The sequence below is a fragment of the Acidicapsa acidisoli genome (genome assembly GCF_025685625.1).
In the GTDB taxonomy this organism is placed as follows: domain Bacteria; phylum Acidobacteriota; class Terriglobia; order Terriglobales; family Acidobacteriaceae; genus Acidicapsa; species Acidicapsa acidisoli.
Map to the genome: position 1 here is coordinate 145,416 of NZ_JAGSYI010000002.1, position 25,048 is coordinate 170,463.

20 protein-coding genes, 1 tRNA gene and 1 pseudogene are annotated in these 25,048 nt (G+C 56.1%); 9 read left to right on the plus strand and 13 right to left on the minus strand.

Features of this window, described 5'->3' with window-relative positions; all coding sequences use genetic code 11:
- Positions 1 to 65: 65 nt before the first annotated feature.
- From OHL23_RS10770 to OHL23_RS10785, 4 genes are all read left to right on the plus strand, one after another.
- The gene (locus tag OHL23_RS10770) at positions 66 to 884 is read left to right on the plus strand and encodes a hypothetical protein (RefSeq protein ID WP_263351893.1); all 819 of its coding nucleotides are present in this window, start codon (positions 66 to 68) and stop codon (positions 882 to 884) included.
- 55 nt (positions 885 to 939) lie between these two features.
- Positions 940 to 1,794, plus strand: coding sequence for an aldo/keto reductase (locus OHL23_RS10775; RefSeq protein ID WP_263353219.1), 855 nt, complete (start codon positions 940 to 942; stop codon positions 1,792 to 1,794).
- Positions 1,795 to 2,041: 247 nt separating this feature from the next.
- Positions 2,042 to 2,590 carry a DUF1572 domain-containing protein gene (locus tag OHL23_RS10780; RefSeq protein ID WP_263351894.1) on the plus strand — a complete coding sequence of 183 codons (549 nt, stop codon included), beginning with the start codon at positions 2,042 to 2,044 and terminating at the stop codon, positions 2,588 to 2,590.
- 153 nt (positions 2,591 to 2,743) lie between these two features.
- Complete coding sequence (locus tag OHL23_RS10785) at positions 2,744 to 3,085, plus strand: cupin domain-containing protein (protein ID WP_263351895.1); 342 nt, start codon at positions 2,744 to 2,746, stop codon at positions 3,083 to 3,085.
- On the opposite strand, the gene OHL23_RS10790 is transcribed toward OHL23_RS10785, so the two are convergent.
- The 5 genes from OHL23_RS10790 to OHL23_RS10810 form a co-directional block, all read right to left on the minus strand.
- Entirely contained in the window at positions 3,082 to 4,452 is a 1,371-nt protein-coding gene (locus OHL23_RS10790) for an MATE family efflux transporter (protein WP_263351896.1), read from the minus strand. The two genes, OHL23_RS10785 and OHL23_RS10790, sit on opposite strands and share 4 nt — an antisense overlap.
- Before the next feature lie 48 nt (positions 4,453 to 4,500).
- Positions 4,501 to 5,331, minus strand: a complete 831-nt coding sequence (kduI, locus tag OHL23_RS10795) for a 5-dehydro-4-deoxy-D-glucuronate isomerase (RefSeq protein WP_263351897.1) — start codon at positions 5,329 to 5,331, stop codon at positions 4,501 to 4,503.
- A 94-nt stretch (positions 5,332 to 5,425) separates the two neighbouring features.
- The gene (locus tag OHL23_RS10800; RefSeq protein WP_263351898.1) at positions 5,426 to 6,607 is read right to left on the minus strand and encodes a DUF4861 domain-containing protein; all 1,182 of its coding nucleotides are present in this window, start codon (positions 6,605 to 6,607) and stop codon (positions 5,426 to 5,428) included.
- 9 nt (positions 6,608 to 6,616) lie between these two features.
- Entirely contained in the window at positions 6,617 to 7,807 is a 1,191-nt protein-coding gene (locus OHL23_RS10805) for a glycoside hydrolase family 88/105 protein (protein ID WP_263351899.1), read from the minus strand.
- A gap of 12 nt (positions 7,808 to 7,819) precedes the next feature.
- On the minus strand, positions 7,820 to 9,100 hold the full coding sequence (locus OHL23_RS10810; RefSeq protein ID WP_263351900.1) for an SGNH/GDSL hydrolase family protein: 1,281 nt from the start codon (positions 9,098 to 9,100) through the stop codon (positions 7,820 to 7,822).
- 275 nt (positions 9,101 to 9,375) lie between these two features.
- On the opposite strand from OHL23_RS10810, the gene OHL23_RS10815 reads away from it, so the two are divergent.
- From OHL23_RS10815 to OHL23_RS10825, 3 genes are all read left to right on the plus strand, one after another.
- The gene (locus OHL23_RS10815; protein ID WP_263351901.1) at positions 9,376 to 9,717 is read left to right on the plus strand and encodes a hypothetical protein; all 342 of its coding nucleotides are present in this window, start codon (positions 9,376 to 9,378) and stop codon (positions 9,715 to 9,717) included.
- A gap of 622 nt (positions 9,718 to 10,339) precedes the next feature.
- Positions 10,340 to 11,275 (plus strand): LysR family transcriptional regulator, encoded by a 936-nt coding sequence (locus tag OHL23_RS10820; protein ID WP_263351902.1) that lies wholly within the window; start codon positions 10,340 to 10,342, stop codon positions 11,273 to 11,275.
- A 283-nt stretch (positions 11,276 to 11,558) separates the two neighbouring features.
- Positions 11,559 to 12,647, plus strand: a complete 1,089-nt coding sequence (locus tag OHL23_RS10825) for an Abi-alpha family protein (protein WP_263351903.1) — start codon at positions 11,559 to 11,561, stop codon at positions 12,645 to 12,647.
- A 38-nt stretch (positions 12,648 to 12,685) separates the two neighbouring features.
- Here the strand turns inward: OHL23_RS10825 and galA are convergent, their stop codons facing one another.
- The gene (gene galA, locus OHL23_RS10830; protein WP_263351904.1) at positions 12,686 to 15,202 is read right to left on the minus strand and encodes a beta-galactosidase GalA; all 2,517 of its coding nucleotides are present in this window, start codon (positions 15,200 to 15,202) and stop codon (positions 12,686 to 12,688) included.
- 215 nt (positions 15,203 to 15,417) lie between these two features.
- On the opposite strand from galA, the gene OHL23_RS10835 reads away from it, so the two are divergent.
- Positions 15,418 to 15,505 (plus strand) — tRNA-Ser (locus tag OHL23_RS10835).
- Between the two features lie 2,233 nt (positions 15,506 to 17,738).
- Here the strand turns inward: OHL23_RS10835 and OHL23_RS10840 are convergent.
- From OHL23_RS10840 to OHL23_RS10855, 4 genes and pseudogenes are all read right to left on the minus strand, one after another.
- Positions 17,739 to 19,214, minus strand: a pseudogene (locus tag OHL23_RS10840) (Tn3 family transposase); the annotation flags it as partial.
- Positions 19,215 to 19,226: 12 nt separating this feature from the next.
- The gene (locus OHL23_RS10845; protein ID WP_263351905.1) at positions 19,227 to 20,129 is read right to left on the minus strand and encodes a hypothetical protein; all 903 of its coding nucleotides are present in this window, start codon (positions 20,127 to 20,129) and stop codon (positions 19,227 to 19,229) included.
- Positions 20,126 to 20,416: a hypothetical protein gene (locus OHL23_RS10850; protein WP_263351906.1), complete on the minus strand. Its 291-nt coding sequence runs from the start codon at positions 20,414 to 20,416 to the stop codon at positions 20,126 to 20,128. The genes OHL23_RS10845 and OHL23_RS10850 overlap by 4 nt, the downstream gene beginning before the upstream one ends.
- Positions 20,413 to 20,748: a DUF4158 domain-containing protein gene (locus OHL23_RS10855; protein ID WP_263351907.1), complete on the minus strand. Its 336-nt coding sequence runs from the start codon at positions 20,746 to 20,748 to the stop codon at positions 20,413 to 20,415. The genes OHL23_RS10850 and OHL23_RS10855 overlap by 4 nt, the downstream gene beginning before the upstream one ends.
- A 189-nt stretch (positions 20,749 to 20,937) precedes the next feature.
- Here OHL23_RS10855 and OHL23_RS10860 point away from each other — a divergent pair, with 189 nt between their 5' ends.
- Entirely contained in the window at positions 20,938 to 21,570 is a 633-nt protein-coding gene (locus OHL23_RS10860; RefSeq protein ID WP_396127331.1) for a recombinase family protein, read from the plus strand.
- 518 nt (positions 21,571 to 22,088) lie between these two features.
- Here the strand turns inward: OHL23_RS10860 and OHL23_RS10865 are convergent.
- From OHL23_RS10865 to OHL23_RS10875, 3 genes are all read right to left on the minus strand, one after another.
- Positions 22,089 to 23,081: a bifunctional enoyl-CoA hydratase/phosphate acetyltransferase gene (locus tag OHL23_RS10865; protein WP_263351908.1), complete on the minus strand. Its 993-nt coding sequence runs from the start codon at positions 23,079 to 23,081 to the stop codon at positions 22,089 to 22,091.
- A 147-nt stretch (positions 23,082 to 23,228) separates the two neighbouring features.
- Positions 23,229 to 24,665, minus strand: coding sequence for a cytochrome c3 family protein (locus tag OHL23_RS10870; protein WP_263351909.1), 1,437 nt, complete (start codon positions 24,663 to 24,665; stop codon positions 23,229 to 23,231).
- A gap of 18 nt (positions 24,666 to 24,683) precedes the next feature.
- On the minus strand, positions 24,684 to 25,010 hold the full coding sequence (locus tag OHL23_RS10875) for a c-type cytochrome (protein WP_263351910.1): 327 nt from the start codon (positions 25,008 to 25,010) through the stop codon (positions 24,684 to 24,686).
- Positions 25,011 to 25,048: the final 38 nt, after the last annotated feature.

Below are 25,048 nucleotides of genomic sequence, written 5' to 3' on the forward strand. Positions count from 1 at the left end.
TCCTGCGTTGGTATGGGCATCCCAATCAATAGCCGGTTGGGAGACGGATCACGTTCAGGAGGATCATGTTCAGGAATAGATCTCGGGTGGTTTGGGTCATTGGCTGGATTCTGATGCTCCTGTGGTCTGTCGCAGCCGTGGCGGCGGACGGCGAGGATGCAAAGCAGGTTGTGCAGCAGGCTGTAAATACGGAGTTGTCCGCGGATCATAACGATCATTCGCGTTGGCTATATTTCGACGTGGATCGGAAGCCAAGAAACAGCGTGACGCAATGGGTGGCGCAGACCGCAAAGGGAGATGTGTGCCGGGTTTTGGAAAAGGACTCTCACAAGCTCTCATTCTCGGAGCAACAGGGATTGATGGACGGATTTGTGCGGAACTCGTGGGAGCAGGCGCGGCGGCGAAAGGCCAGCAGCCACGATGACGAGCAGGCTGCCGAACTCTTGAAGATGCTACCGAGCGCGTTTATCTGGAGCAGGACGGAAAGCCATGGCGGAACTACGGTTCTTCACTTTAAGCCAAACGCGAGCTTTAGCCCTCCCGATCGGGAGGCGCGAGTGTTCGCGGCGATGGAAGGCGATATGACTGTGGACGACGCGCAGCATCGGATTGTGAGCCTGAAGGGCCGCCTGGTTCGCGATGTGAAGTTTGGCGGCGGATTTTTTGCAGAACTCAAGGCTGGCGGATCATTCGACGTGGAGCGCCGGAAGACTGGCGATACAGTGTGGCAGATTACTGAGACGCACGTTCATATAGATGGGCATGCTTTGCTTTTTAAGAGCATCGCGGAACAAGAGGACGAGGTGAAGACGAAGTTCCACCAGCTCCCCGACAATGTGTCTCTTGAACAGGCTGAGAAGGAGTTGCTCCGGGAAAGCAACTAAACCTATATTGCAGAACTTGGTGAACCATTCGTATTCGACTCGCATCTACCAGAGCATGAGCGAAATCTTGAGGACTTTCAAATTAGGCGGCGACCTTGAGGTCAACCGCCTGGGTTTTGGCGCCATGCGCATCGTAGGCGACGGGGTTTGGAGTGAGCCGAAGGATGCCGGAAATTCGAAGCGCGTATTGCAACGGGCTGTCGAGCTGGGTGTGAACTTTATCGATACTGCTGATGCGTATGGGCCGGCGGTGAGCGAGCGGCTGATTGGTGAGGCTTTGGCGCCTTATTCAAACGGCACGGTGATTGCGACGAAGGGTGGACTGACCCGTCAAGGGCCTGCGAAGTGGGCGCCGCTTGGGCGTCCTGAGTACCTGATTCAACAGGTGGAGCTTAGTTTACGGTTTCTGAAGCAGGAGACGATTCAGCTTTGGCAACTGCATCGGATTGACTCCAAAACACCGGTTGAGGAATCGCTAGGGGCGATGAAGGAGATGCGGAAGCAAGGCAAGATCCGGCATATCGGGTTGAGCGAAGTGAACGTGAAAGAGATCAAGCGTGCGCGCAAGGTGGTGGAGATTGTCAGCGTGCAGAACAGGTACAACCTGAGCGACCGCGTTCACGAGGATGTGCTGGAGTACTGCGAGAAGGAAGGTATCGCGTTTATTCCGTGGTCGCCTGTGGCCGCGGGTAAGTTGGCGCAACCGGGCAGCAAGCTGGATGCGACGGCAAAGAAGCATGGCGCGACGGTGAGCCAGCTCTCGTTGGCGTGGCTGCTGAAGCATTCGCCGGTGATATTGCCAATCCCCGGGACGTCGTCGGTGGAACATCTCGAAGAGAATATGAAGGCGGCGAATGTGAGATTGAGCGATGCCGAGTGGAAAGAGATCGAGACAGCGGCTAAGGGATAGTTCGACAGGATCATTAGGCTGTGAAACATGGGTCGCTGATGCGGCCCCTTTTTCTGTAATGGGTCCGACCCTCAGGGGCTAAAGCCCCTTGATATTGCTTGGCTTAATGTACGGGCTGAAGCCCGTACCCTTCAAACTGACTCACTACGCCTCGTTGTGCGTAACCTTCAACTGACCCCCTACGCCTTTTTCGTATTCGTTGTGCGATTGCTTCCCTGAGCGTTATCTTGGAGCGCAGGAGGCGACGATGGCACTGAAGCTGACAACTTCTTATCTTGAGGATTCGATCGGGGTCTTTCGCTATTACAAACGGCTTGCTGAGGGCGCAATGCGACAGGTCTCCGACGAGCAGCTTTATGTTTCGCTCGATCCGGAGATGAATTCCATCGCTGTGATCGTGAAGCATATGGCGGGAAATATGTGTTCGCGGTGGAGCGATTTCTTGACTACGGATGGAGAGAAGCCGTGGCGCGACCGGGATTGTGAGTTTGAGCTTCCGCCGCAGGGGCGTGAGGGTCTGATGGGGCTTTGGGAGACTGGTTGGGGAATGCTGTTTGCTGCGCTGGAGCCGCTGACGGAGGCCGATCTTTTGCGGACGATCACGATTCGCGGCGAGGCACACTCGGTGATGCAGGCGATGAACCGGCAGTTGGCGCATTATCCGTATCATTGCGGGCAGATTGTGTTTCTGGCGAAGCATCTCAAGCATGAGAGCTGGCGGTGCCTGAGCGTGCCGAGGGGCGGGTCACAGGAATTCAATGCGAAGGTTGCGGCGGGCGAGGCCAGCCAGCGATGACGCTGCGCGTTCGCCTGGTGGGTAACTTTGAGGCTTGCTTAAGACACCGGGAGGATTCAATCACTTGTCAATCACTAGCTAAAGGCTGATCCCTCACCGCGTATCGTACGCTAAGAATAATACAAGGCTAAAATTGGAACGCGAGGATTGAGAATGAATGGATACTTTCCCGAGGTCATCACGCTGAAGGCAGAGTCTTCGACCCATCGCCAATACGACAATCACGCGATTGCTAATGTCAATGACCATGTTGTTCGGATTGCCGCGATGACAGAACCCTATCATTGGCATTTTCATCCAAACTCCGACGAGTCATTTCTGGTGATTGAAGGACGGCTTTCCATCGAATTCGAGGGCGGATCGCGCGAACTTGATCCTGGCCAATTGCTTACTATCCCTCGCGGAGTCCGCCATCGGACCCGGCCAATTGGCGCGCGATCAGTGAACCTCACGTTCGAGTTGGCAGAGTCTGAAACCGTTGCTGTTGTTCCCTAAGCCGGTTCTGCGTTGTACTTTTCGGATGCTTTGTACCAGCGATGCAGCAGGCTCGATGAGATGACGATGAGAGCCAACGTTAGCCCGATCCACATGCCGTAGATGCCCCATTTGAGGACAAAGCAGAGGATGAGGCCGAGTGGCAGGCCGAGGATCCAGTAGCCGACGAAATTGGCGATCATGGGTGCGCGGGTTTCGCCGAGGCCGCGTAAGGCTCCGGTGCAGACGGTCTGGACGCCATCGAAGATCTGGAAGGCTGCGGCGATCCACAGGAGACTTGGGCCGACGGCGAGCACGCGCGGGTCATGCGTGAAGAGTTCGATGAGCGGCCGCGGTGCGACGAGAAAGACGATGCCGGCCAGGACCATGAAGCTGGAACCGAGGGCCAGCGACAGCCATCCTGCGCGGCGAGCGCGGGCTTTATCTCCTGCGCCAACCGCGTGGCCGACGGCAACCGCGGCGGCGGCGGAGATTCCGAGCGGGACCATGTAGGTGATGCTGGCGTAGTTAATGGCGATCTGGTGTGTGGCGAGGGCTACGGGCGAGAGCCAACCGGCGGAGAGTGTCGCGGCGTTCCATGCGCCGACTTCGAGGATGATCTGTCCGGCGGCTGGCAGACCGAGACGGATGAGTTGGCGAATTCGAGTCCATTGCGGACCGGCCCAGTGTTTGAAGAGCGGATGGCCGCGCTTGCGCTCGTAGCGCCAGGCGAAGATGGTCAACGAAACGGCCATGCCGATGCGGGCAATTACTGTCGACAACGCACTGCCGCGCACACCCATGGCGGGGAATCCGAGATGGCCGTAGATGAGCGCCCAGTTCCCTCCCCAGTTGAGCAGGTTGGCGAGGACGTAAGTAATCGTAATGACGCGGACCTGGCCTACGCCTTGCAGATAGCGGCGGGTTGCGCCGTAGATGAGCAACGGCAGGAGGCTCCAGTTGAGCATGCGTAAGTAGGCTGATGCTGGCGTTGCGACCTCTGCCGTGATGCCGAAGTGGCCGTATCCAAAGCTAGCGCAGGCGACCAGAATCATCAGGACGGGTGTGATGGCCGCTGCGAGGTAGATGCCCTGGGCGAGCCAGCGATGGCAGTCGTCGTAGTCTTTGCGTCCGTATGCCTGCGCGACCATGGTATCGAGGCTTAGCAGGAGGCCGATGCCGAAGAGCGATGGGGTATAGAAGACAGCATTACCGACGGCGACCGCGCCGATAGCTGCGGGACCGAGGCGGCCGACCATGATGGTGTCGACTACGCCTTGCGCCATCCAGCCGAGTTCGCTGAGGACGACTGGTATGGCGAGATTTACCAAAGCGGCCAGTTCCCTTTTCCAATGCTGGCCTTGTTCGGTCGCCGGTGCTTGACTCATCTCTCCACTTTAATGGGTGAGATGAGGTGCGGGGTAGATGGCTGCGTTTCAGCGCAGTTCGGCTATCGGAGCCGGGTCCATATCGCTATAGACTTGATTCTCGCCGCCCATGCCCCAGCAGAATTTGTAGTTGCGAGTGCCGGCGCCGGCGTGGATCGACCAGCCAGGAGAGATAACGACCTGCTTATCGGCAACGATCAAATGACGGGTCTCCTGGGATGGCCCCATGAGGTGGATTACGCGGTCTGTTGCCGGGATATCAAAGTATAGATACACTTCGGAACGGCGCATGTGCGTGTGTGGAGGCAGGGTGTTCCAGATGCTGCCTGTGTCCAGTTGAGTAAGCCCCATCACTAACTGGCAACTGCGCGTGCCTTCGAGATGAATGAGCTTGGAGATGTGACGACGGTTGGCGGTTTCTGCTGCGCCGATGGTTGTTGGTTGTTGATTGCCGAATGGGATGAGCGTCGTGAGATACGCCGCGTGAGCTGGGTAGCTGAGCAGATAGAAGTTAGCTGGTGAAGATGGGTCGCTGCTGTGGAATGTTATGGTGACCGCGCCGCGACCGATATATAGTGCATCGAGTTTATCGAGTGAGTACGATTGGCCGTCGACTTCGACTGTGCCGAGGCCTCCGATGTTCAGGACTCCCAGTTCCCTTCTCTCAAGGAACGATGTTGCGCGCAGTTCGTGTGGACATGGGAGCGTCAACGGGGCTGACGACGGGACGGCGGAACCTATGATTGTGCGGTCGAGGTCGACATAGACGAGTTCCACGGTGTCTTGTGCGAAGAGTGATTCAAGGAGGAAGCTGCTTCGGAGTTCTTCCGTGGACATGGATTGATAGCGGACTGAATCGGGGAGTTGGAGTATCTTCATGGGCTTTCTCTCTTGTTTGGTAAGTCGGACTTATTGGGAAAGCAGATCCTTCACTTCGTTCAGGATGACAAACTTAGACAGATGCAATTGTCACTCACCGTCGGCCCGTGGGATGATCTCGGGTCCATTGGATTTTCAATGGATGGTCCAGTTCGAAAAGCTTTTCCTTCAGGTAAGTGTTCCAGGCTTGTTGCGTTGGCATATCTGCCTTGGACCATCCGGAGCCGGCGTAGTAAGTGAAGGTCTGACCGGAATGAACCGGAAATGAGAGCACACCCTGGCCGTCTATCTGAGATGCGCTTGCCTGCTGAGTTGGAAACTCGATGAGACCAGTAGCAATGCGGCCTGCGGTTGGGTCCTGGGGAGTGTCCCATACGGAGAGGATGCGGCCGTTTTCGATGGCTGTGAAGTCCGCGCCGGGATGGATGGCGATGGCTGCGGCTGCCTGGATGGTGGATTCTCCGGTGAAGGTGAAAGTGGACTCGATCTTGTTGAGATGGGTTCCGGCATCGAGGGTGATGCGCTTGGTCTCGGTTACTTCGATACCGTTGGCATTCCAGGGAGCGTAGGTTAGCTCGAATTGGAAACGGACGGGGCCATCGGAGATTTGTTTGAGATGCGTGTAGTTCTTTGAGACCCATAGCTTGTTGCCACTTACAACGGCGGTGCCTCCGCAGCCGCGAGTTGGGCCTACCAGGTAAGAATCGAGGCCAACGCCGTCATCGACGTGATAGGAGAGCTTGGGATTATGCGTTCGCGCACCTTCCGCATCGTGTTTGTAAAAGCTGTTGATGACGAAGTTAGGAACGCGCTTGGACCAGACATCGATGCCGGAGGTAATCTCGCCGGTTGCCTCTAATGCGGGGCCGTAGACGCGATAGGCTACGTACTTGTTTTCCCATGCGAAATCGTCTTTGCGTTCGGGGGCTTCGCGGCCGAAGACTTGCGGGTCTGGCTGGCTGCTGACGTCTCTGTTGATGAAGTCGATGTTTAGCTTGCCGCTGGCGGGCAGTTGTACTGCGATCAGGAGCAAATCATTCGAGATTTGCGTTGGAAGGTGTTCGTGGGTCTCTGCGTTCTCGGCGATTTTCTGGTCGAGGTTTGCGATATGTTTGCGTGCCTCTGCTAGAGGCAATTCGATAACTTCGGGTTGCCGGGGATGATTTGGCAGGCCGGAGATTGAAAGCTGCTGGGCTTTGACTTCGCCTATCGATGCAAATGCGGCCAGCAAGAGGATTGCGGCCTTGATCGATGAGGGAGCGAGTGAGGTATTCATATACGTTTCCTAGTTCGACGACATGCTGTAGATTTCTGATCCGGCGAGGAGAAATGCGCCTACGCCGTAGACATAGCTGGACGTGACTTTGAATTGGTCTGGAGCTGCGCCGACTGGTTGAATGCAGCCGAGGCGGCCGTCCTGATAGATGTGTGAAAGAAGGCCGGTCCATGCCTTTTTCACGACAGGCAGATATTGCTTGCGATCGAGAATTCCGGTGCGGATTCCCCACGCAATGGCATAGGTGTCAAAGGCCGATCCGGAGACCTCCGGCAGTGGATATGCGCCCGGATCAAGCAGGCCCGGACGCCATAGGCCGTCTGCGCCCTGGATTGCTGCGATGGCCTTTGCCATCTGCTGGAACTGCTCGACGTATTTTTGGCGATCGGGATAGTTCGCCGGCATGGATTGAAGGACTCGTGCGAGGCCAGCCATGACCCACCCGTTGCCGCGTGACCAGAAGAGTTTTGAGCCGTTGGCGTCGTGTTTAGCGAGGAAAGTTGCGTCACGCGAGAAGAGATGTTGCTGCGGATCGTAGAGAAGATTGGAGGTGATCCACCACTCGCGATCCATGAAGTCGAGATACTTGCGGTCGCCGGTGATTTTGGATAGATTCGCGAGCACGGGCGGGCCCATAAAGAGAGCGTCGCACCACCACCAGAGGGGCTTGTGCGGGTCGTCAGTTCGTTGAAGGAGCGCATCCATGCGCTCGCGCGTCGGAGCGAGCATGGCTGGATCATGGATCTCTTCATATAGCGCCAGATAAGTCTGGCCTATGGCGTGGTCATCGGCGTGTTCGGGACGCGCGCCTAGCTGCCAGTTGAATTGCCTGCCCATGGACTGCATGGCATTTCGATAGGTGCTTCCATTGACTGCTGGCGGAACGGCCATAAATCCCGCGTAGAGAGCGGCGAGCGTCCAGTCCTGTGTGTAATTGCCCTGCACTCGATTCAGTTGCCAGTCGGCGACTTTGCGTAGAGCTTGCGCTACATCATTCTTTCTGAATGCCGGGGACAAGCCGGTTGCGAGCGGGCCTGCATCTGCTGGCGAGTCGCCGACGACTGGAAGGCTATCACTCGATGGCCGCTGCGATTGCAACGTTGCTGGGGATGAGAATATCAGCCCAAAGACTAGCAGGGCGAATGCAGCGCAGACTTGCGGACGCAGTGCGCTGCGACGGTTCGAATTGCGAGGCTCCACTATCGTCTCCTGTTAGTTGGGAGTTGCAATTGCTTTGAGCTGATATTGATGTGACTTAGGCTGCGCGAACTCATAGATTCGTTTCTGCAATTCTTTTTCAAATTGCAAGAGATCCGAGGCGCCTGGCTCTGCCGAGGTTCCGTATTTCATCTGATTGACGAACATTTGAAGCCGCACGTAATGGGCGTCATCGCGGTCGCGAACGAGCCAGCTGACCCGGAAGGCCTGACCGCGCATAGGTGTGCTCAACCTTGCCAGATTAACACCCGTGTTCAGCTCTGCGTTGGTGAATATGCCGATGGGAGTGCCATCGATTGTGAATTGATAGTTGCCTTCCGCCAATCCGTGGACGGTTAACAATTGCTGATTCAGATCCCGCTCGATGTCGGTGATTTGCTGGAGGAAATGATTGGCGGCGTTCTTGTCATCATCGAACGGTAGTGGAAGGGCGTCGTCCAGTTGGGTCCAGCTGATGCCTGACTGCTTTGCTGAAAGGTCGGAGACATGGGCGTTCTTTGTTTCGATGGTCGTAAGCTGCTTTGCGTCGATGGTCGTCGAAGAGACGATGGATGGAGCGTTCCATCCCTTCAGGATAGCCGCGGCCATGAACCAGTGAGCCATGGGTTCCGGATGTACGCGGTCTGGGAGGAGCAGTTCCGTTGCCAGCGGATCGATGGCGGCGCCTCTATTGAGAGATGCGACGAATGGCGCGTTGAGATCGATGAAGGTTGCGTTGTGTTTGCGGGCTAATTCGCTGTCGATTTCGGAAAAATGGGTCAGGGTCGAGTTGTAGCCACCAGGAACTTTTGCCGGCCTGGTTACTTCATCGTACGGCGAGGGGCCTAGGAGCGACAGGCGCACGCCGGGGAGTGCCGTTTCGAGGGAGTTGAGGATGTGCTCGTAGCCCTGGGTGTACTTGCTCTCGATCTCGGGAGTCAGGTTTCCATAGCCGCCATCGTTCATGCCGAGCATGATGGTGACCACGGTGGGCTTTTGTGGAAAGACATCTCTCGGCAGGCGTGTGTCGATGGACCCGGCGCTGCCGCCGGAGACGCGGTCACCTCCTACTCCGGCATTGAAGAACTGCACCTGCATGTGAGGAAAGCGGGTGACGGTGTAGACGTCAACGTCCTGGGTATAGTAGCGCTGCTCGGTTATGCTGTCTCCGTAGAAGACGACGGTGTCGCCATCGTGGAGGTAATAGGACTTCTCGGCCGGTTGAGCGAAGAGGAACGGCGAGGAAGCAATAACTATGGCAATGAAAGCAAAGCTATTCGGAACTCTAAAACGCATCGATAAAAACCCCTGACGAGGATACACGGAAGGGTGAGGGGCTGTCTGCTCGATGCGGGTTGGGCACTTGGGTCAGTTTGGAAGAGGGGTCGCCCCTCAGGGGCTAAAGCCCTCTGATATTGCCGATTTAACGTACGGGCTGAAGCCCGTACCCTTCAAACTGACCCACTACCCGGGATGAAAGATCATCGGACTATGAATTGAGTTGCGGAAGGAATGGCGACAGGGGCCAGGTCCGCGGAGTTGAACTGCGCTTTTGCGAGGCCGTCTCTTGAGTGAAGCGGGCTTTGGGTTGCGATGTGTATCCACTCGTGCAGGATGACTCGGGCGATGGCGATAGCCAGAAGCTGGTCGCGGTACTTCCGATCGTGTCCGTAGGCTCTGGTGGCAAGCATCTGAGCGAGAGGGCCGCATTCCACATGGACGAAGGGTTCAATGTGACCGTGGTTTCTTCTTACCCAGCCGAGTGGACCGGATATCTGGCCATCCTCGAAGAGAACACGGGGCGGATGCGGGAGTATGGTGCAGTCTCCGTGGAGAAAGACGGTGACTGGGTTTTCTATAGACTGGCCCGGGGTTATCCGGTCTCCGCGAAGGATCTGGATCTGAGCACTTGACCCTGATTTCGACGACTGACTTGAGATGCCGACGGCGTCTTGTTTCAGCCCGCGTATCTCGGCGGAACTTGATGCCAATTCTTCCCCTAGCGCGGCGACGAGCGCAGTCCACTGTTGATCTGTCATTGGACGTGCTTTTCGATCTGTGAAGACTGCCAGCGTCGCTTGTGTTTTAACGGCGTAATCCGAGCCTGGTTCCGAGATAGGGCTTTGGGCGGCAACGGAGTTTACCGAAGCAATGAGCAACAAGCAAAGAGTGCACTGGAGCAGGTGTGTCGCGAGGGCCGGAATTCTGGTGATTCCGCCGTTCTCACGGATATCTTCGCGGCGATGGTCTGTCTTCCGTGTTGTTGAATCATGCTGCATGTCGGCCTCCCGAATGCTTGAACGAGGCTCAGAATAGCGATTGCGGAGAGGCATCCGATATCCGAAGCTTGCGCGTAATTTGCTTTGCAAATGCGTGATTCGTGCGGCCGGATTTTGCTTGCGGAATGGCCGGTCATTGCGGCGAACGCCAGTCGCACCAACATCCCTGTCTTCAGGTTCACGCGGATCGTGTCATTCGTCCAATAGATTGATATAATCCACTCCATCTGAAACAGAGATGGATAGGGAGGGACAGATGGAAGTCCGCCAATTGCAAATCTTTCGGATCCTGGCTGAGGAGCTGAACTTTACCCGCACCGCGGAACTCGTTCACACGGTGCAGTCGAATGTGACGGCGCAGATCAAGGCGCTTGAGGAAGAGCTCGGGATGCCACTGTTTGACCGGCTAGGGCGCCGCGTGGCGATCACGGATGCAGGACGACGCTTTCTGCCCTTTGCCGAGCAAGCCCTGGCGGCGATGGAACAGGGGCAGCGTGCGATGCAGGCGGGGGCGGCTCCAAGCGGTCCATTGCGGATCGGCGCGCCGGAATCGGTGCTTACTTATCGACTGCCGCAGGTGCTGCGGGCTTACAGGAAACGGTTTCCTCATGTCGAACTGATCTTTCGTCCGTATTCCGATGCATCTCTGTGTGCGATGCTTGAAACCGGCAAGTTTGACATGGCCATCCACATGTCCGATGCGGCTCATGGACCGGCATTTAAATCTATTCGATTGCGGACCGAGCGGGTCTTTTTGCTGAGCGATGCGAGCCATCCGCTGGCTAATTGCCGTACCGTGAAACCGACTGATCTGGCTGGACAGATGCTGCTTCTGACGGAGGCCGGTTGCAGTTACCGCGAAAAGCTTGACCGGGTGCTGGCATTGCAAAATATCCGCCCCGGAAATGTGACGGAGTTTTCGAGCGTTGAGGCCATTAAGCAATGCGTGATTGCAGGCATGGGGCTGGCTTTACTGCCGGCGATTGTGGTTTCGCGCGAACTGCGCCAGCATCAGATCAAGGCGCTGCACTGGGCCGGGCCGTCACTGGATATTGCTACCCAGGTCCTATGGCACAAGGACAAGTGGGTATCTCCGGCGATGGCGGCTTTTCAGGAGGTTATGCAGGAAAAGCTGGAGGATTCGGAGAGTTCGAACGGTTGTCTGGCGATCGAGGGGCAGTTGGTGCGGTAGTGCGACTAGCCAACTGAACGAACCGTTTGATTGGTAATGGGTCAGTTTGAAGAATGGCTAACCCTCAGGGGCTAAAGCCCCTTGATATTGCATGGCTTAATGTACGGGCTAAAGCCCGTACCCTTCAAACTGACCCACTATGTTTTGTTTCGAAGGCCGACAAAGATTGCAATCAGGGAGTATACTTCTGGCCTAGAAAATCCTGTGTCAGCGTGCGTCCATGTATGGATGGCGTCTTAAGGCTTAAGCGAGAGTTGCGGGTTCTCGTTTTTGGAGCGGAGGTATGATGAGATCGCTGAAAAGCTGGTTTGTAAAAGAGACGCCGCCAGAGCGTCGAGGCGCCGAGCGGATAGCTTCGCCCTGGCTTGTTGCTTATGACTGGAGTAGCTCGGAGACGAAGAGGCACGATATTCGAGATATCAGCGCGACAGGGCTTTACTTACTCACAAACGAGCGCTGGGCTCCCGGAGAGTTGGTTTCTATTGGATTACACAAAAAGGATCTGCCGTTGGAGAATGGCGGACATGGTATCCCGGTGCAGGTTAGGGCTGTTCGATGGGGCGCAGATGGTGTTGGCCTCTCCTTTGTTCAGGCAAAGGATATGGACTTACACCTTGGAGAAAACCCTCTTGCTGACGCGGCGGACCGGAAGGAGCCGGAAGGCGTGAGGCGGAAGCTGCGCATGGCCAAAGCCAGCGCGTTTGTGGATCGGATTTGTCCGTCTATCTCTGAGGATGTGAAGGTGCTGTTTCGCGACCGGCTTAGTACCTTCCGAGTTGGAAACGCAATCGAAATTGCGCTGAAAGCGGAAGAGATGTTGGTATCTGGTGAGTTTGTCGATCGGAAACGAGCGCATCCTCGGCTTGTGATGCGCATTCTCGAAGACGGATCGTGGACTGACGATGATGCCATTCAGAAACTATGGGCGGGGTTGTTAGTTGGGTCGTGCACGAAGGATGGGGATGACGAGTCGAATATGGAGTTCGTTACCCTGCTAAGTGACATCGCGTCCGAGCACGTCCAGATTTTTGCAACTGCATGCGCGAGGGCGAATGTATTTGTATCCGAATCCGGTTCCGTGTCGGCGCAGCCGCTGGTATTCACCCTGGAGGAGCTTGGGAAGATTACCTGTCTGCACGATATGAATCGAATCGATGTGGATATCGATCATCTGACTGTCTTCGGGCTGTTTGAGAAGCGAGTCAAGACCTCAAGTTATACGTCCGTTTCCGACGCGATGATCAGGCCGAGCAGGCTCGGTTTGGAACTATATGCACGTTGTTACGGACATCGCGGAGCTACACAGGATTTCTACTCGGCGCTGCGCAAGAGAGAGCCCGCGCCGGATGAAGTGGCGCAGGCTCCGGTTTAGAGCGCTTGCTCGGGCAAGCGCTCTAAACCATTAAGCTATCAAGCCATCTGCGGACGAAGTGCGATTTTCTTTGTTGTAATGGTGAGTTTGGTCGGAGTCAGTTCCGGGCCATCCCAGCCTTCCTTGACTGCTTCGATGCGAATCTCTCCCGGATGTTTTGTGGACTGCAGGATTACCTGAGCGAGCCCGTTGAAGAGTGAGCGCTTCGGTTCTTTGTCGGACTGCAAGCAGTTGGGGTCGCCGTTGCCTACTCCGATGAGCTTCCCTGCCCCCGAGATCTTGAAGCCGATCAGGTTGCTTGCGGTCGGAACCGGGCGGCCATCTTTGTCTAGGGCTTCGACGCGAAGGATTGCGATGTCTTCGCCGTCGGCGTTGATCTCGGTTCGGTCCGCTGTTAGCCGGATGCTGACTGGGTCTCCGGTGGTTTCTCGCTTCTCGGTTAGGACGACTTTTCCATCCTTACTGCCGCGTGCTTCGATGCTTCCCGGTTGATATTTTGCAGTCCATTCGAGATGGCCAAGGTGCGGCACTTTCTGGCTGCCCGCGCTTACTCCGTTTACGAAGAGTTCGACTTCGTCGAGGTTGGAATAGACCCATATCTTAATTGGCTCGCCTTCCCTGCCGGTCCAATTCCAGTGGGGGAAAACATGTAATGCCGGTTCCTGGCCCCACCAGGCTTTGTAGTAGTAGAAGGTGTCTTTGGGAAAGCCGCACATGTCGATGATGCCGAACTGGGAATTGATGGACGGCCAGCCGTAAGGCGTGGGTTCGCCGCGATAATCGAAGCCGGTCCAGGCAAATCCGCCTGCCATCCAGTCGCGGGTGCCGTAGAACTTCCACCATTCCTCCGCGGTCTCGCCCCAGGGAACGACGCCGTCATACGAGTTGACTGTATTTCGGAGCGGGTCGGTTGAGTAGACGCCGCGCGTGGCGATGGCGCTGGAGGTTTCTGAGCCATAGACGGGACGCTTCGGGTTCTTCTTGTGGAATTCGTCGGGGAACTTGAGGTTGTAGTTGAAACCAATGATGTCGAAGGCCTCCGAGACGCCCTTTTCATTGTTGCCGTTAACGGCGGCGGAAACGACGCGTGTGGGGTCGAGTTCGTGACAGCGGCGGACCATGGTGGTTGCGATCTTTGCGCCCTGTTCGGCGAGCGGGTCTTGTAACTGCCACTCTTCGTTGCCGATGGACCAGATGATAATGGAGGGTGAGTTCCGATAGCGCTTGACCATGGCTTCGAGTTGGGCCAGACCTTCGGGATTGGAACTCATCTGGCGGGTTTCGCACATCATCATGACGCCGAGGCGATCACAGGCCTGGACCCACTCCGGCGTAGGCATATTGTGGGAGGTGCGGACTGCGTTGCAGCCCATTTCCCTGAGTACGCCAAGGCGGAAATACTGCAGACGATCTGGCAATGCTGCGCCCACGCCGGCATGATCCTGATGATTGCAGGTGCCCTGTATCTTGAGGGGCTTTCCGTTGAGAAAAAATCCCTTGTCCGCGTCAAAGACGGCCGTTCGGACACCGAAGTTGAATTGCTCGGCATCGACGGACTTTCCGGCTGACTCAACAGTGACGATCGCGTTGTAGAGATTGGGTGATTCCGTGGACCACAAAGCTGGATTGGCGAGATTCGTGGTCGCTGTAAAGACCGCGGAGCCATCAGCTGTGATCGATTGCTGGGCTGCATCGGCAGTGGCGACGGTCTTGCCTTCTGTATCGAGGATCTTCCAACTCACTTTGGCATTGGCAGCTATCGCACCAGCATTGCGGACTTCCGTTCCGAGACTGATGGTTGAGGAAGTGCCGTTGAGCGAGGCGCGGGCGTAGCTTTCAAACTTGCCGAGATAAACTGCGTCTGTTTTGGTCAACCAGACGTGGCGATAGATTCCGGCTCCTTCATAGAACCATCCGTCGCCGAAGCTGGCGTCCACGCGGGCGACGATGCAGTTCTTTGCGCCAACGGCGAGGAAGTCTGTGAGATCGAAGTGAAATGGAGCGTAACCATTGTCGTTTCGGCCGACGAAACAGCCATTGACCCAAACCAGAATGTCGCGGAAGACACCGTCGAAGTCGATGGTGATTCGGCGGCCTGCATCCGATGCCGGAATGTCGAAGGTGCGACGGTACCATCCGACGCTGGTGTCAGGATAGCGGCGGCCGACGGGCTTGAATCCGTGCGAGTTCTGGACTTCGTCGTGAACAAACGGCAATTCAACGGCCCAATCGTGAGGCAGATCGAGTTCGCGCCACTTTGAATCGTCGAACTTGACTTTTGCGAACTCAAATTCTCCGGTCTTTGCAAAGTCCCCTTGACCGTTGCCGAAGGCGAGATCTTTGGCCGGATCGATGGAGTTGCCGAATTGAAATTTCCAACCGAAATCAAAGAGGAGCTTTTCTCGGGGAGCGAGCGCCGGCAGTGCGGCGTCCGATGCGGCCGCAAGCGCGTCAGCACTAGCCCATGCTGAACGAACAATGAGAGACGATACACCAAAGGCGAGGCCGGACACGGCAGTCGAACGGAGCAGATTGCGACGAGTGATGCTTGGCACGGAGGGTTCCTCCCGGAGAACCGGAGTTGAATATTGGGTCGCCCCGGAAGATCGCCAGAGCCTGCGCGAATTGAATTCCTGGAGGGCGATCTGCAAGCAAACTATACAGCATGAAACTGTTCACTGTAAACGCTTTCACAGCCCTGGCCTTGAGCGCTGCTATCGGCTTTTTCGCGCGACGAATCTGGTACACTCATGAAGATGGATTGACAGCCGGAGAGATGGCCGAGTGGCTGAAGGCGCACGCTTGGAAAGCGTGTTTACCGCAAGGTAACGTGGGTTCGAATCCCACTCTCTCCGCCATTCTTTCTCATATTTATTTGATTTTCAACGTAAGGCATAGAATAAAAGCTGCTTAGTCGAATTCCATCTCTTCTCCAGAGTCTCCAGAATCTCTCCAATGCAGTCCTTTTCGATGGTTTTGCACGACAATAGACCACCTGCACGACAAAGCAACATCGAGCGCCGGGAAGATGCAAATCCGGACCCTTGACCTTCTTGTCAGCCCACAGCACATGACGGTTCAGGGACTTCCAATAAGCGGCCCCGGGAGCACGCATGCAGGCTGGTCTGTCCCTTCCGAATCTGAGAGCTGGCAGCCGTGGAGGAAGTACATGGATTCCTGAAGAAAGCCGACGCCACAAACTTCCAGTTGACTTCCGGAGTCCCTCGTACATGAATGGATTCACTGGGTTTGGATTGTTCCGGCGGCTGGAACCTCCTTATCAGGTATCGCCTACGTCAATCGCCACCTTGGTCTACTGGTTCAAGCAGTAGGCTAGAGCATGACCCATCCGGTTGGCTTGCGGCCGACCTGGGGATTCACGAACAGTGAAGCACCCTTCCCTTTTCAATCTGCCAACAAATCAAACCCTGCACGCTCGAACGTTTTGTATCTGGCAGTTTCCGCTTCCTTTGGCGCGGCCAGATTCTTTGTTGACTTTCTTCCAACTCCAAGCACAAACTGTTATCGGGCCGTCCGGCCCAGGGGGCGGTGGACGCCCCTGGGTGCAGCGAACGAAGTTCTGGGGTTACCGAAGCAACATTCGAAGTAGAACAACCAAGGCCAGCAGGAATCGCCAGTCAAGCACGACACTGCTAGCAACCGTGAGCCACCCGCCTCTTGGTTTGGGCATTCTGCCCACCTCCTTACCTCGACCGATCCGAAGACCGTTCCTGCGGTTTTCGGATCGATCGATATCGGAAGAGATCGACTCTACGTTGGTTGGCAAACGCCAAGTGAGTCGGAGCACATCATTCTGCAAGCACCGACAGAACCTGATTTGGTCATCGGGTTGAATTCGATGAGGGAGATATGGCGATCATCACCGGAATATCGATAAAGTCCATGATTGAAAGCATCAAGCGAGATCTCAACAGCGCAACAGCTGACATCGAAGTCATTCAAATTAAGATGTAGGCACTGTCTGAGATGCACGATCCCTTATTCGAGCGTTATGAGGAATTGATCTTTGAAAACCTCGGGTTGCGCGGAGAGCTTGCTAAACGCCCCGCGGTTCCGACAGTGTGAGGCGGTTGGGTACAGTTGGACTTGCTTCACGGCCGCGGGAAGACTGTTCCCAGCCAGTTCAGGATCGATCAAAGACGACCACCGAGTGACCTCTGCTCTGCCTGACGTTTGCCTGGATTACCGCCCACTGTTTGTCCTCTGCGTGATCCTTCGCTTTCTGCTTCCTGCGATTCAGCTCCCAGTCGACTGGGCCAGCCTGAAGGCCTTCACTGAACTTGGTGGGTCGGTAAATCCTCCCGTTGAATTTGGCATTTAGCAAGCCGGACTGTAACTCTGAGTCAGCAGGAACAACAAGGCCCGGATTGCTCCCGGCCCATTGTGAGTAGTCAAGCTGCATTCCGACTATCCGGCAGAAGTTCCTGCCGCCAATCATCCTTCAGTTTGCGAACCCCTTTGAGCATAAGTGCTCCCTGGTGGAAGCTCGAGGACGCTGCAATTGACGCTCGACAAGATGCTTCGATCGTTCCACAGTAAGCCAATCAGCCAAAGACCGCGTTCTCTGTTGCTCATGGCTTTCCACCTGGACAGAAGCTTCTCTGACCAGATGTTGTTCTCGCCGAACTCCTCGTCAAGGAAATCTAGCCAGGAACCGTTTGAAACATAATCTAGCGATTCCAGGAACATGTCCCGGATGAATCCCGGAGCTCTATTACCCGGTAGTGTTGCTCTCATTGGTTTTCTCCATAAGGAAATTACCACTGAGTTTGATAGAGAGTGTTTGTTCTCGGGGCGACCCCGCTGGATACGCTCAAGTTCTTCCAGTCGTCACGATGAATCCGTGACTGCCGCACCATACCATGCCGCTAATCATCGACAGTGGTTAGCGTAATTGTACCCTGCGCGTCAGGCTCGGACCGGATTCCAGTCGCGCTCGGCGACGATGTGTCATCGAAGGGTGATTCGTGGTGAGATGCGTGTTTATGAGGACTTTTCTATGCGCAGCCGAAGCCTGCGCCGGAGGCGAAAGCCTGACGCTGGCGCGGCAGATTCTCCGGCAAGTAGGCCTTAACCTAGCGAAGGCCGAAAAAGCGGCAAAATATTCGCCTTCTGGTCAGCGGCTGGCCGCTTGAGCGGGAGGCACTGCCGCATATCGAGGGTGAAGGTGCCGTAGGGATTGACGTGCTGCCACTTGAGGGGCGAGAGGGCGCGGAGGTCTACTGCCGTGAGCCGATCCCGCCATTGTTCTTCCTCCAGCACCTGCTGAATCATGAGGGTATTCACGTAGACGAGGCTGATTTGCAGCAAATGCAGTGACAGCATGAGGATTTCCTGGTCTTCCAGCCTGTTGCTGGCGAACTCGCCGCCCTTCCCATAGAGGATGAAGTTGTTGGCGCTGTTCCAGTTTTTGATGACCTGCAAGCCCTCGTGAATCTCCCGACGCAGCTGCTCCTGGCGGAGATAATCGCACAGGAAGATGGTTTTCAGGGCCTTGCCCAACTCGCACAGCGCCCTATAGGTCGGATGCTGCACGTTGTTCTTGGTGAAACGTCGCAGGATGGATTCAGCATCCGCAGTCCCCAGGCGCAGAGCAGTCGTGAACTTGATGAGCTCGTCGTATTGCTGTTCGATGATCTCCCAATTGATTGGGCGGGTCAGGATCGGCTGCAGATTGGCGTATTTTTCCGGCGCACCACTTTGCGACCTATAAAGCCGCTGTTTCTTGAGGTTTTTCAAGCGTGGCAGAAGCTCAAACCCCAAAAGATCACTGAAAGCGAAACCGACTTCGCTCTGCCCATGAGTGTCCACGTATTGCTTCTCCACGTCCATCTCCGTGTCATGGCGCAGCACTCCTTCGATCATGGAGGAAACCTCTGAGGAAGAAGGCGATTTCAGTTGCGAGTAGATGCACGCTGAGTTCTTCTCGACGTGCCGATAGATCATGACGCCGCGACCGTTATAGCGCACGTGCCATTCAGTGATCAGGTTCTGGTCCCAGGCCCCAAACTGTTTCGAGTCCGAGGCACACGCCGTGGTTCCCTCGCCCCACAGCCTCGGATTGCGGGTGTGGAAGATAGCGTTGCATACTCTGGCGATTGCCGCTCTCAACTGTTCTTTCGTAATGTATCGCCGACGGATGTATTGCAAGTCGGCGTAGCCGTCCTCGCCTCCTCCACTGCACATTCGTTTGAGGCCGGCATTTGTTCCCAGGCCATACAAACACAAAAGCAGGCGACGTTGCAGAAAGTCTCCATCAAGAACCTCGCGGGCACCAACCGTGCGAAACGCATCGGTAAAGTGGACGCGCAATTCCGTCTCCTTCAAGATGTCGAGCAGGTTTGTCATGGGCCAGCGTTCGACCAATGCAGCTGTTAATGCCACGATGTTGGACGGCTCGGGCAGCGCCTCCAGCGGCGACAAGACGATGCGTCCCTTGCTTTTTTTGGTGGGGACGATTTTGACTTGCTTGTCGGTTGGTAACTCAGTATCGAAGGCGGTGAGTGCGGCCTCCATCCGTGCGCGTATCTTTTGTACAAACGCTCCCGCATCACGAGGTTAGTTGAGCGCCGCGTAGTACTCGTCGCGACGCAGATCGAAATCCTGTGGCAGATCCTCGTCGGGGTTGCGAAAGCGATGCGCGCCCTTCGCCCATATTTCCTTGCAACGCACTTTTTCGCGCAATGCTGTCAGCACACACCACTCATAGGAGATGCGATTGATCGCTCCCTCGTGCGCATCGTCCAGCACCAATTCTCGCCAATCGTCACTCACCACGCCGTCCAGCGGCACCTCCTCGCTTGTGGGAAACACTGCGGTCTTGCGATCGCGGTATTTGTAGAGCAGAGCCAGCGCATCCATCACCGGGCGATGCCGGTCGTTGTTGCACTGGAACGACAAAACCTCGACCAAAGCTGGCACAATGCGGCGGTAGTGATGGCTGTAAGATGCGCGCGTCACCACCTTCACCTGCCGTTCGTGCTTCTCGGCTGCCTCAACTTCCTGGATCAGTTCTTCCAGCGTTCTTTCGCCTACTGCGGGGTAGATTACGTCTTTCACGATCCCGTCTGGCTGGTCTTTGGCGGCTTTGGCGAGCTTGTACAGCAACCTGGCCTTGCCCACAACCTTCTTGGCAAATTTCAGAAGCTCGATGTCTACCTTCTCCTCTGCGCGCACGCCTACTCGGTGGGTTATGCGGATCAACAGTTCGACCAGGCTGTCTGTGATTTCCTTCTGTCGCTGCCAGCAGAGAGCGGCCAGCAGCGTATAACGGACTTCGGGTGGATGACGCCGCAACTCGCGAGGAGGTTCGCTGGCGGCGCGCTGGCGGTATTGTGTAACCAGCCTGGCGGGCACGCCGCGAAACAGTCCTTCCGGCAAATTCAGTGCACGCAGTTGCTGGAGCTTGGCGATTTCATCCAGGACAGTCTCGACACTCACCGCACCGGCATCGTCTTTCACCGCGGCAAGCTCGGAGCGTATGGGAACAACGGCATCTGATCCACGTCGGCGGCACTCCCTGGGATCTGGGTGTTGACCAGAGCATCCAGGGCTTGGCGGGTGGCGGGCATAAGCTGCGCCGTGGCCTCCGCCACCATCCGTTCCTCACGCTGCCCAACCGCCAGTCGCAAAAGACGGCGCATCCGCTCAGGTGACGGTGGTTCCAGACGCAGCGTGCGCAAATGGCCGTACGCTGCAATCTTGAATGCCTCCGCTTCTGGGTTGAATGAGGCGACCCGCTCTTTCAACCACGCAATAAAAGCCGGTTCATCTTCGGCATGGAAGAGCTGGAAACCGCAGTACTCTCGATCTGGGCGCGCTGATGGCGCTGAGTCCTCTCGCTCCATTCCTCTTCGAGGTATGCCCCCGGTGGCACACCGGTCTGGTTGGCCAAATGGAAAACGATCGTGGTTACAACTTCCTCGCGGCGCTCTGGAAAGTGTCCTTCGAATTGAGACGTCTTGAGCAGAACAGCGAAGCTGAGCCGGGTAGCGCCAGCTTTATTGCCCAGCAAGGCGCGCTCTTCGCCGGAGAGTGTCCAGTGTTGGGCCAGCTCGTCTGGATGCCAGTCCTGCTTCATCGGCTACAAACACTCCCCGGCGCGATCGCAGGAGCGGTGGGGAATCCTGGTTTCGCAGTGGGTTGATTCGGCTGGTAGCCAATATAGATGGCCAAATGGGAGATGGCCAAGTAGAATTGTCTTTCGCGCTTCTTGGCCACATGGTTACAACTTGGCCAAGTGGCGTATACCCAACTTGACCGCCCGCCTATGAAAATCGCCCGAATCTACCTCCGAGTCTCCACCGATGATCAAGATCTTACTCGCCAGACCGAAATCGAGCACAGTACCCGCACTGCCGGCTTTTATGTCGCCGGGGTCTACCGCGAGAAGGCCTCGGGGGCCCGCGCCGACCGGCCAGAACTGCTGCGCATGATCGCCGACCTCCAATCAGGCGAGGTTGTCGTCGCCGAAAAGATCGACCGGATCAGTCGGTTGCCACTGGCTGAGGCTGAGAAATTGGTCGCTTCGATCAGAAGCAAGGGTGCCAAGCTGGCAGTTCCGGGCGTCGTAGACCTATCGGACCTCGCGGCAGAGGCTCACGGAGTTGCACGAATACTTCTGGAATCTGTGCAGGAGTTGTTGCTGAAACTGGCTCTGCAAATGGCCAGAGACGACTATGAAACTCGCCGAGAACGGCAACGCCAAGGGGTACGACTCGCCAAGATCGCTGGCAAATACATGGGTCGTATCCCTGACACTACTGCCCACCACCGCATCATCGCGCTACGCACCGCCGGCCAGACAATCAAGCAAACCGCAGCTCTAACCGGGTGCAGCCTCAGCCAGGTCAAGCGCATCTGGGCACTGCGTCTGGCAACCGCCAGACCTGCCGAGGAATAACATAAGTTGCTTTTTGGCCTTCGCTAGGTTAAGGCGTTTCAGGAAGGGTGAGATGAAACGTGCTTCCGTTTGCGGTCGGCAAGACCGCAAACGTAAACCAATACTCAGCGATCAATCGAACTGAGCGAAGGAATTGGTCGAAATCGATAGGCTTGATGATGTACGAGCTACAGCGCAGCTTGTGCAGTTTCAGAATCTCTTCTTCCATCTGCAGTTACCTCTATGGATACGATAGTCCTGCCTCTTCATGGAGAATGTAATATACGTCACTCTTTCTCTGTGACTTGCGTCGCATCGTAATCACCGGTTTTCAGTGCAATCTGAAAGTAAATAACAACCAACTAATATCAACAGCTATTGTGTACCGTGGTCGAAGCACTGGGAGGTTTCAAATCATTCTGCGCCTTGCTGCAACGGTTCATCGTGGCCGGAGATGTGCGAAAGAAGGATACGTCTCCATTCGGCTCGGCAATTGCCGTTCAATGACACGCTCACGCTCACCATTGCGACCGGATAGCTCAGGCGCAATGAGATTCCAGCGGGTCCAGCGCATAGTGCAGCAACATCGCCACGGCACAAGAAGTTAGACGCGTCGCCGCTGAGTCCGCGCGACTCGTAAGAATCACCGGAACTTTCGTCCCCAGCACAATCCCAGCCAACTGCGCGCCCCCCAGATACTCCAGCTGCTTGGCCAACATATTGCCGGATTCAAGATCCGGCACCACCAAGATATCCGCCTGCCCCGCCACCCGAGACACGAGCCCTTTGATCTGTGCGGCTTTCGCGCTCACTGCGGTGTCGAAGGCCAACGGACCATCCAGCATCCCGCCAGTGATCTGACCGCGCTCGGCCATCTTGCATAGTGCAGCGGCATCGAGGGTTGATTTGATCTTGGGATTAACAGTTTCAATCGCGGACAGCAAGGCTACTTTCGGTTCGGGGATCCCAAGTGCATGAGCAAGTTCGATAGCGTTTTGGACGATGTGAACCTTGTCCTCCAACTCAGGCTCGATGTTGATCGCGGCATCTGTGATAAGCAGAGTGCGCGGGTAGGCTGGCGTATCCATCACAAACACGTGTGAGATCCGCCTTGAGGTGCGCAGCCCGGTATCCCGAGCCATCACCACGCGCATCAGTTCATCGGTATGCAGGCTACCCTTCATGAGAGCCTGAGACTGCCCGCTGCGGCACATGGCTACGCTGATCTGGGCCGCTAGTTCTTCCGTTGCGGCATCAACAATCGGATAGCCGGTGATATCCAGCCGAGCCTTCCTGGCCAATGCATCTAATGCCATCGTCGGTCCAACCAGCGTGGCCTTGATGATTCCGGCCTGAGCCGCCTCAGTTGCGCCGCGCAGCGCCACCTCGGAGAGTGGCCAGCAAACTGTGGTGGTGATTGCCGGCAGATTTTTGCAACGCTCCAGAAACTGATAAAAGACGTGAAAGTCCGGAGGATGGCTGACCAATGGATCCACGGTAGTCGATTCCACCAGACTTGCGAGATCGCTCATCAAGAGTTCTCCTTACAGGATCGGACTGCCTCTAGAATCATCTCGTCCGCTCTGAGCGTCAAGACTCGATCTGGAGGGTTGAAGACGATCGTTTGGCGCACTAAAGGCTATCCGGTTTACGCTCGCATTCAATCAAGTTCTCTACGTCTATTGGAGACCTATATCGGCCAACTGCTTGGGGTTGGGCTCGTCGACAGCAACCAGATTATGGCACATTGAGCAGTCATTCGTGATGCTAGTGCCATTCTTCGCCGTATGACTTCCGTCGTGACAACGCATACACCCTCCTGTCAAGGCGGCGGAGTGACCTATGTTGTTTGGATGCGTGCCCCATGTGACTTTCATGAATGGAAAGACATTCTGGTTATAGATCAAAACGAGTGCATTGGCCGCTTGCTCCACCTGCACGCGTTGGCTGTTCCAGATATCCGGATATTGAGATCGATAGAAGCCTTCGAGACCACCAGTGATTTTGGCGGTTGCCTCCTCAGCGGAGGTGTAGCTGGCTCTTATGAGCACGAGTCCTTGCTTGTGAACGAACAGCAGGGAGGCGGAAGGAGTGCCAGCCGCCATGTCCTTGTTGAGCGCGTCCTCTGGAGTATCGAAGGAGTGCGCTGGACGATTGTGGCAGTCAATGCAGTCCATCTCATGCCTCTGGCCGGTAATGGTTCCGCTTGTCGAACCAGAGTTGAAATCAGTGGCCGAACCATCGTCATTTCGCTTGCTGACGAAGTTGATGGTCTGGCGGTGGGAGTCGGTGGCAACGAATTCAATATGGCCAAGGTGGGCGCCGTGAATGCCACTGAGCTTGCCAAATTGATTGCGGCCGCCGATATGCATCACAATTAGGGTTCGCGAGACGGCGTTCTTTTCATCATCACCGTAGGATGTTTTTACCAGGAGCTTGTCGCCGATCGATCGATCCGGATTATGACAGTTGAGACAGGTTGCGCTGGCGGGAGGCAGCCTGTCTCCAGGCATAATCGGTTGCGGGTAGTTGTGAAAAATGACCATGAGCAACTGCCTGGTGCCGTTCATTTTGGCGTGGACATAGCCGGGAACTCCGGGCGCGACATGACATTCTGTACACGCAACGCCGGAATGCGAGGCCACGCCATAAGCCTTCCACTCAGGAGCCATGACGTGGCAGCCCTGGCCGCAGAAGTTGGGCGTATCCATGTACGCCACGCCGCGGTAACTTGCAGTGCCGACAATGACAAAATTGATGAAGGTGGCTACGACAACAAAATTGACTCCGTGGCGAAAGATGGGGTCGGCAAAGTCAATTTTGGGATAGACCGCAGGCAGGCGGTCGAGAGCTACCAGGTGACGATGGCGCAGCCACATGCCGATTGGAATGAGAAGCAGGCCAAGGACAAAGATCGCAGGCAGGCAGAGATCGAAGATGATCCCGATGTAGGGATTGGTCGAACCGCCGTGGCCGAAGATATCCACGACCCAGAAGCCGACCAGGGTCAGGGCTGACGCGCTGGTGAGCGCTCCGCCAATCAAGCTGATCGGGTTGTTCCCGAAAAAGAGAGATGGCCTGAGCCACTCCTTCTCAAATCTGGTGAACCAGCTCATACCTGCCCTGTCCCTCGACTACTTCTTCTGCAAAGTGTGGATGTAGCCGATCACTCCCTTGATCTCCGCGTCCGTGAGCTTGCCCTTATAAGCGGGCATCTTCCCTTTGCCGTTCGTGGTAGCTTCGATCAGTTCGGCGTCGGACTTCTGCAGGATCTGCGGGTCGTTGAAGGGAATTGCCTTCATCGACTTGCCGGCCGGCGTAGCGCCAAGTCCGTCGGCGCCATGGCACATCTGGCATTTCGCCTTGTAGGTATCGCCGCCAAGGCCTTGGGCAAGGGCAGGAATGCTGGTGACGACAAGGGTGAGAGCAACGGCAACAGCCTGGGAGGTGCGATTCAGCATGGGAGATCTCCTTTTGAATTCAGGGCGGGCACGATCGA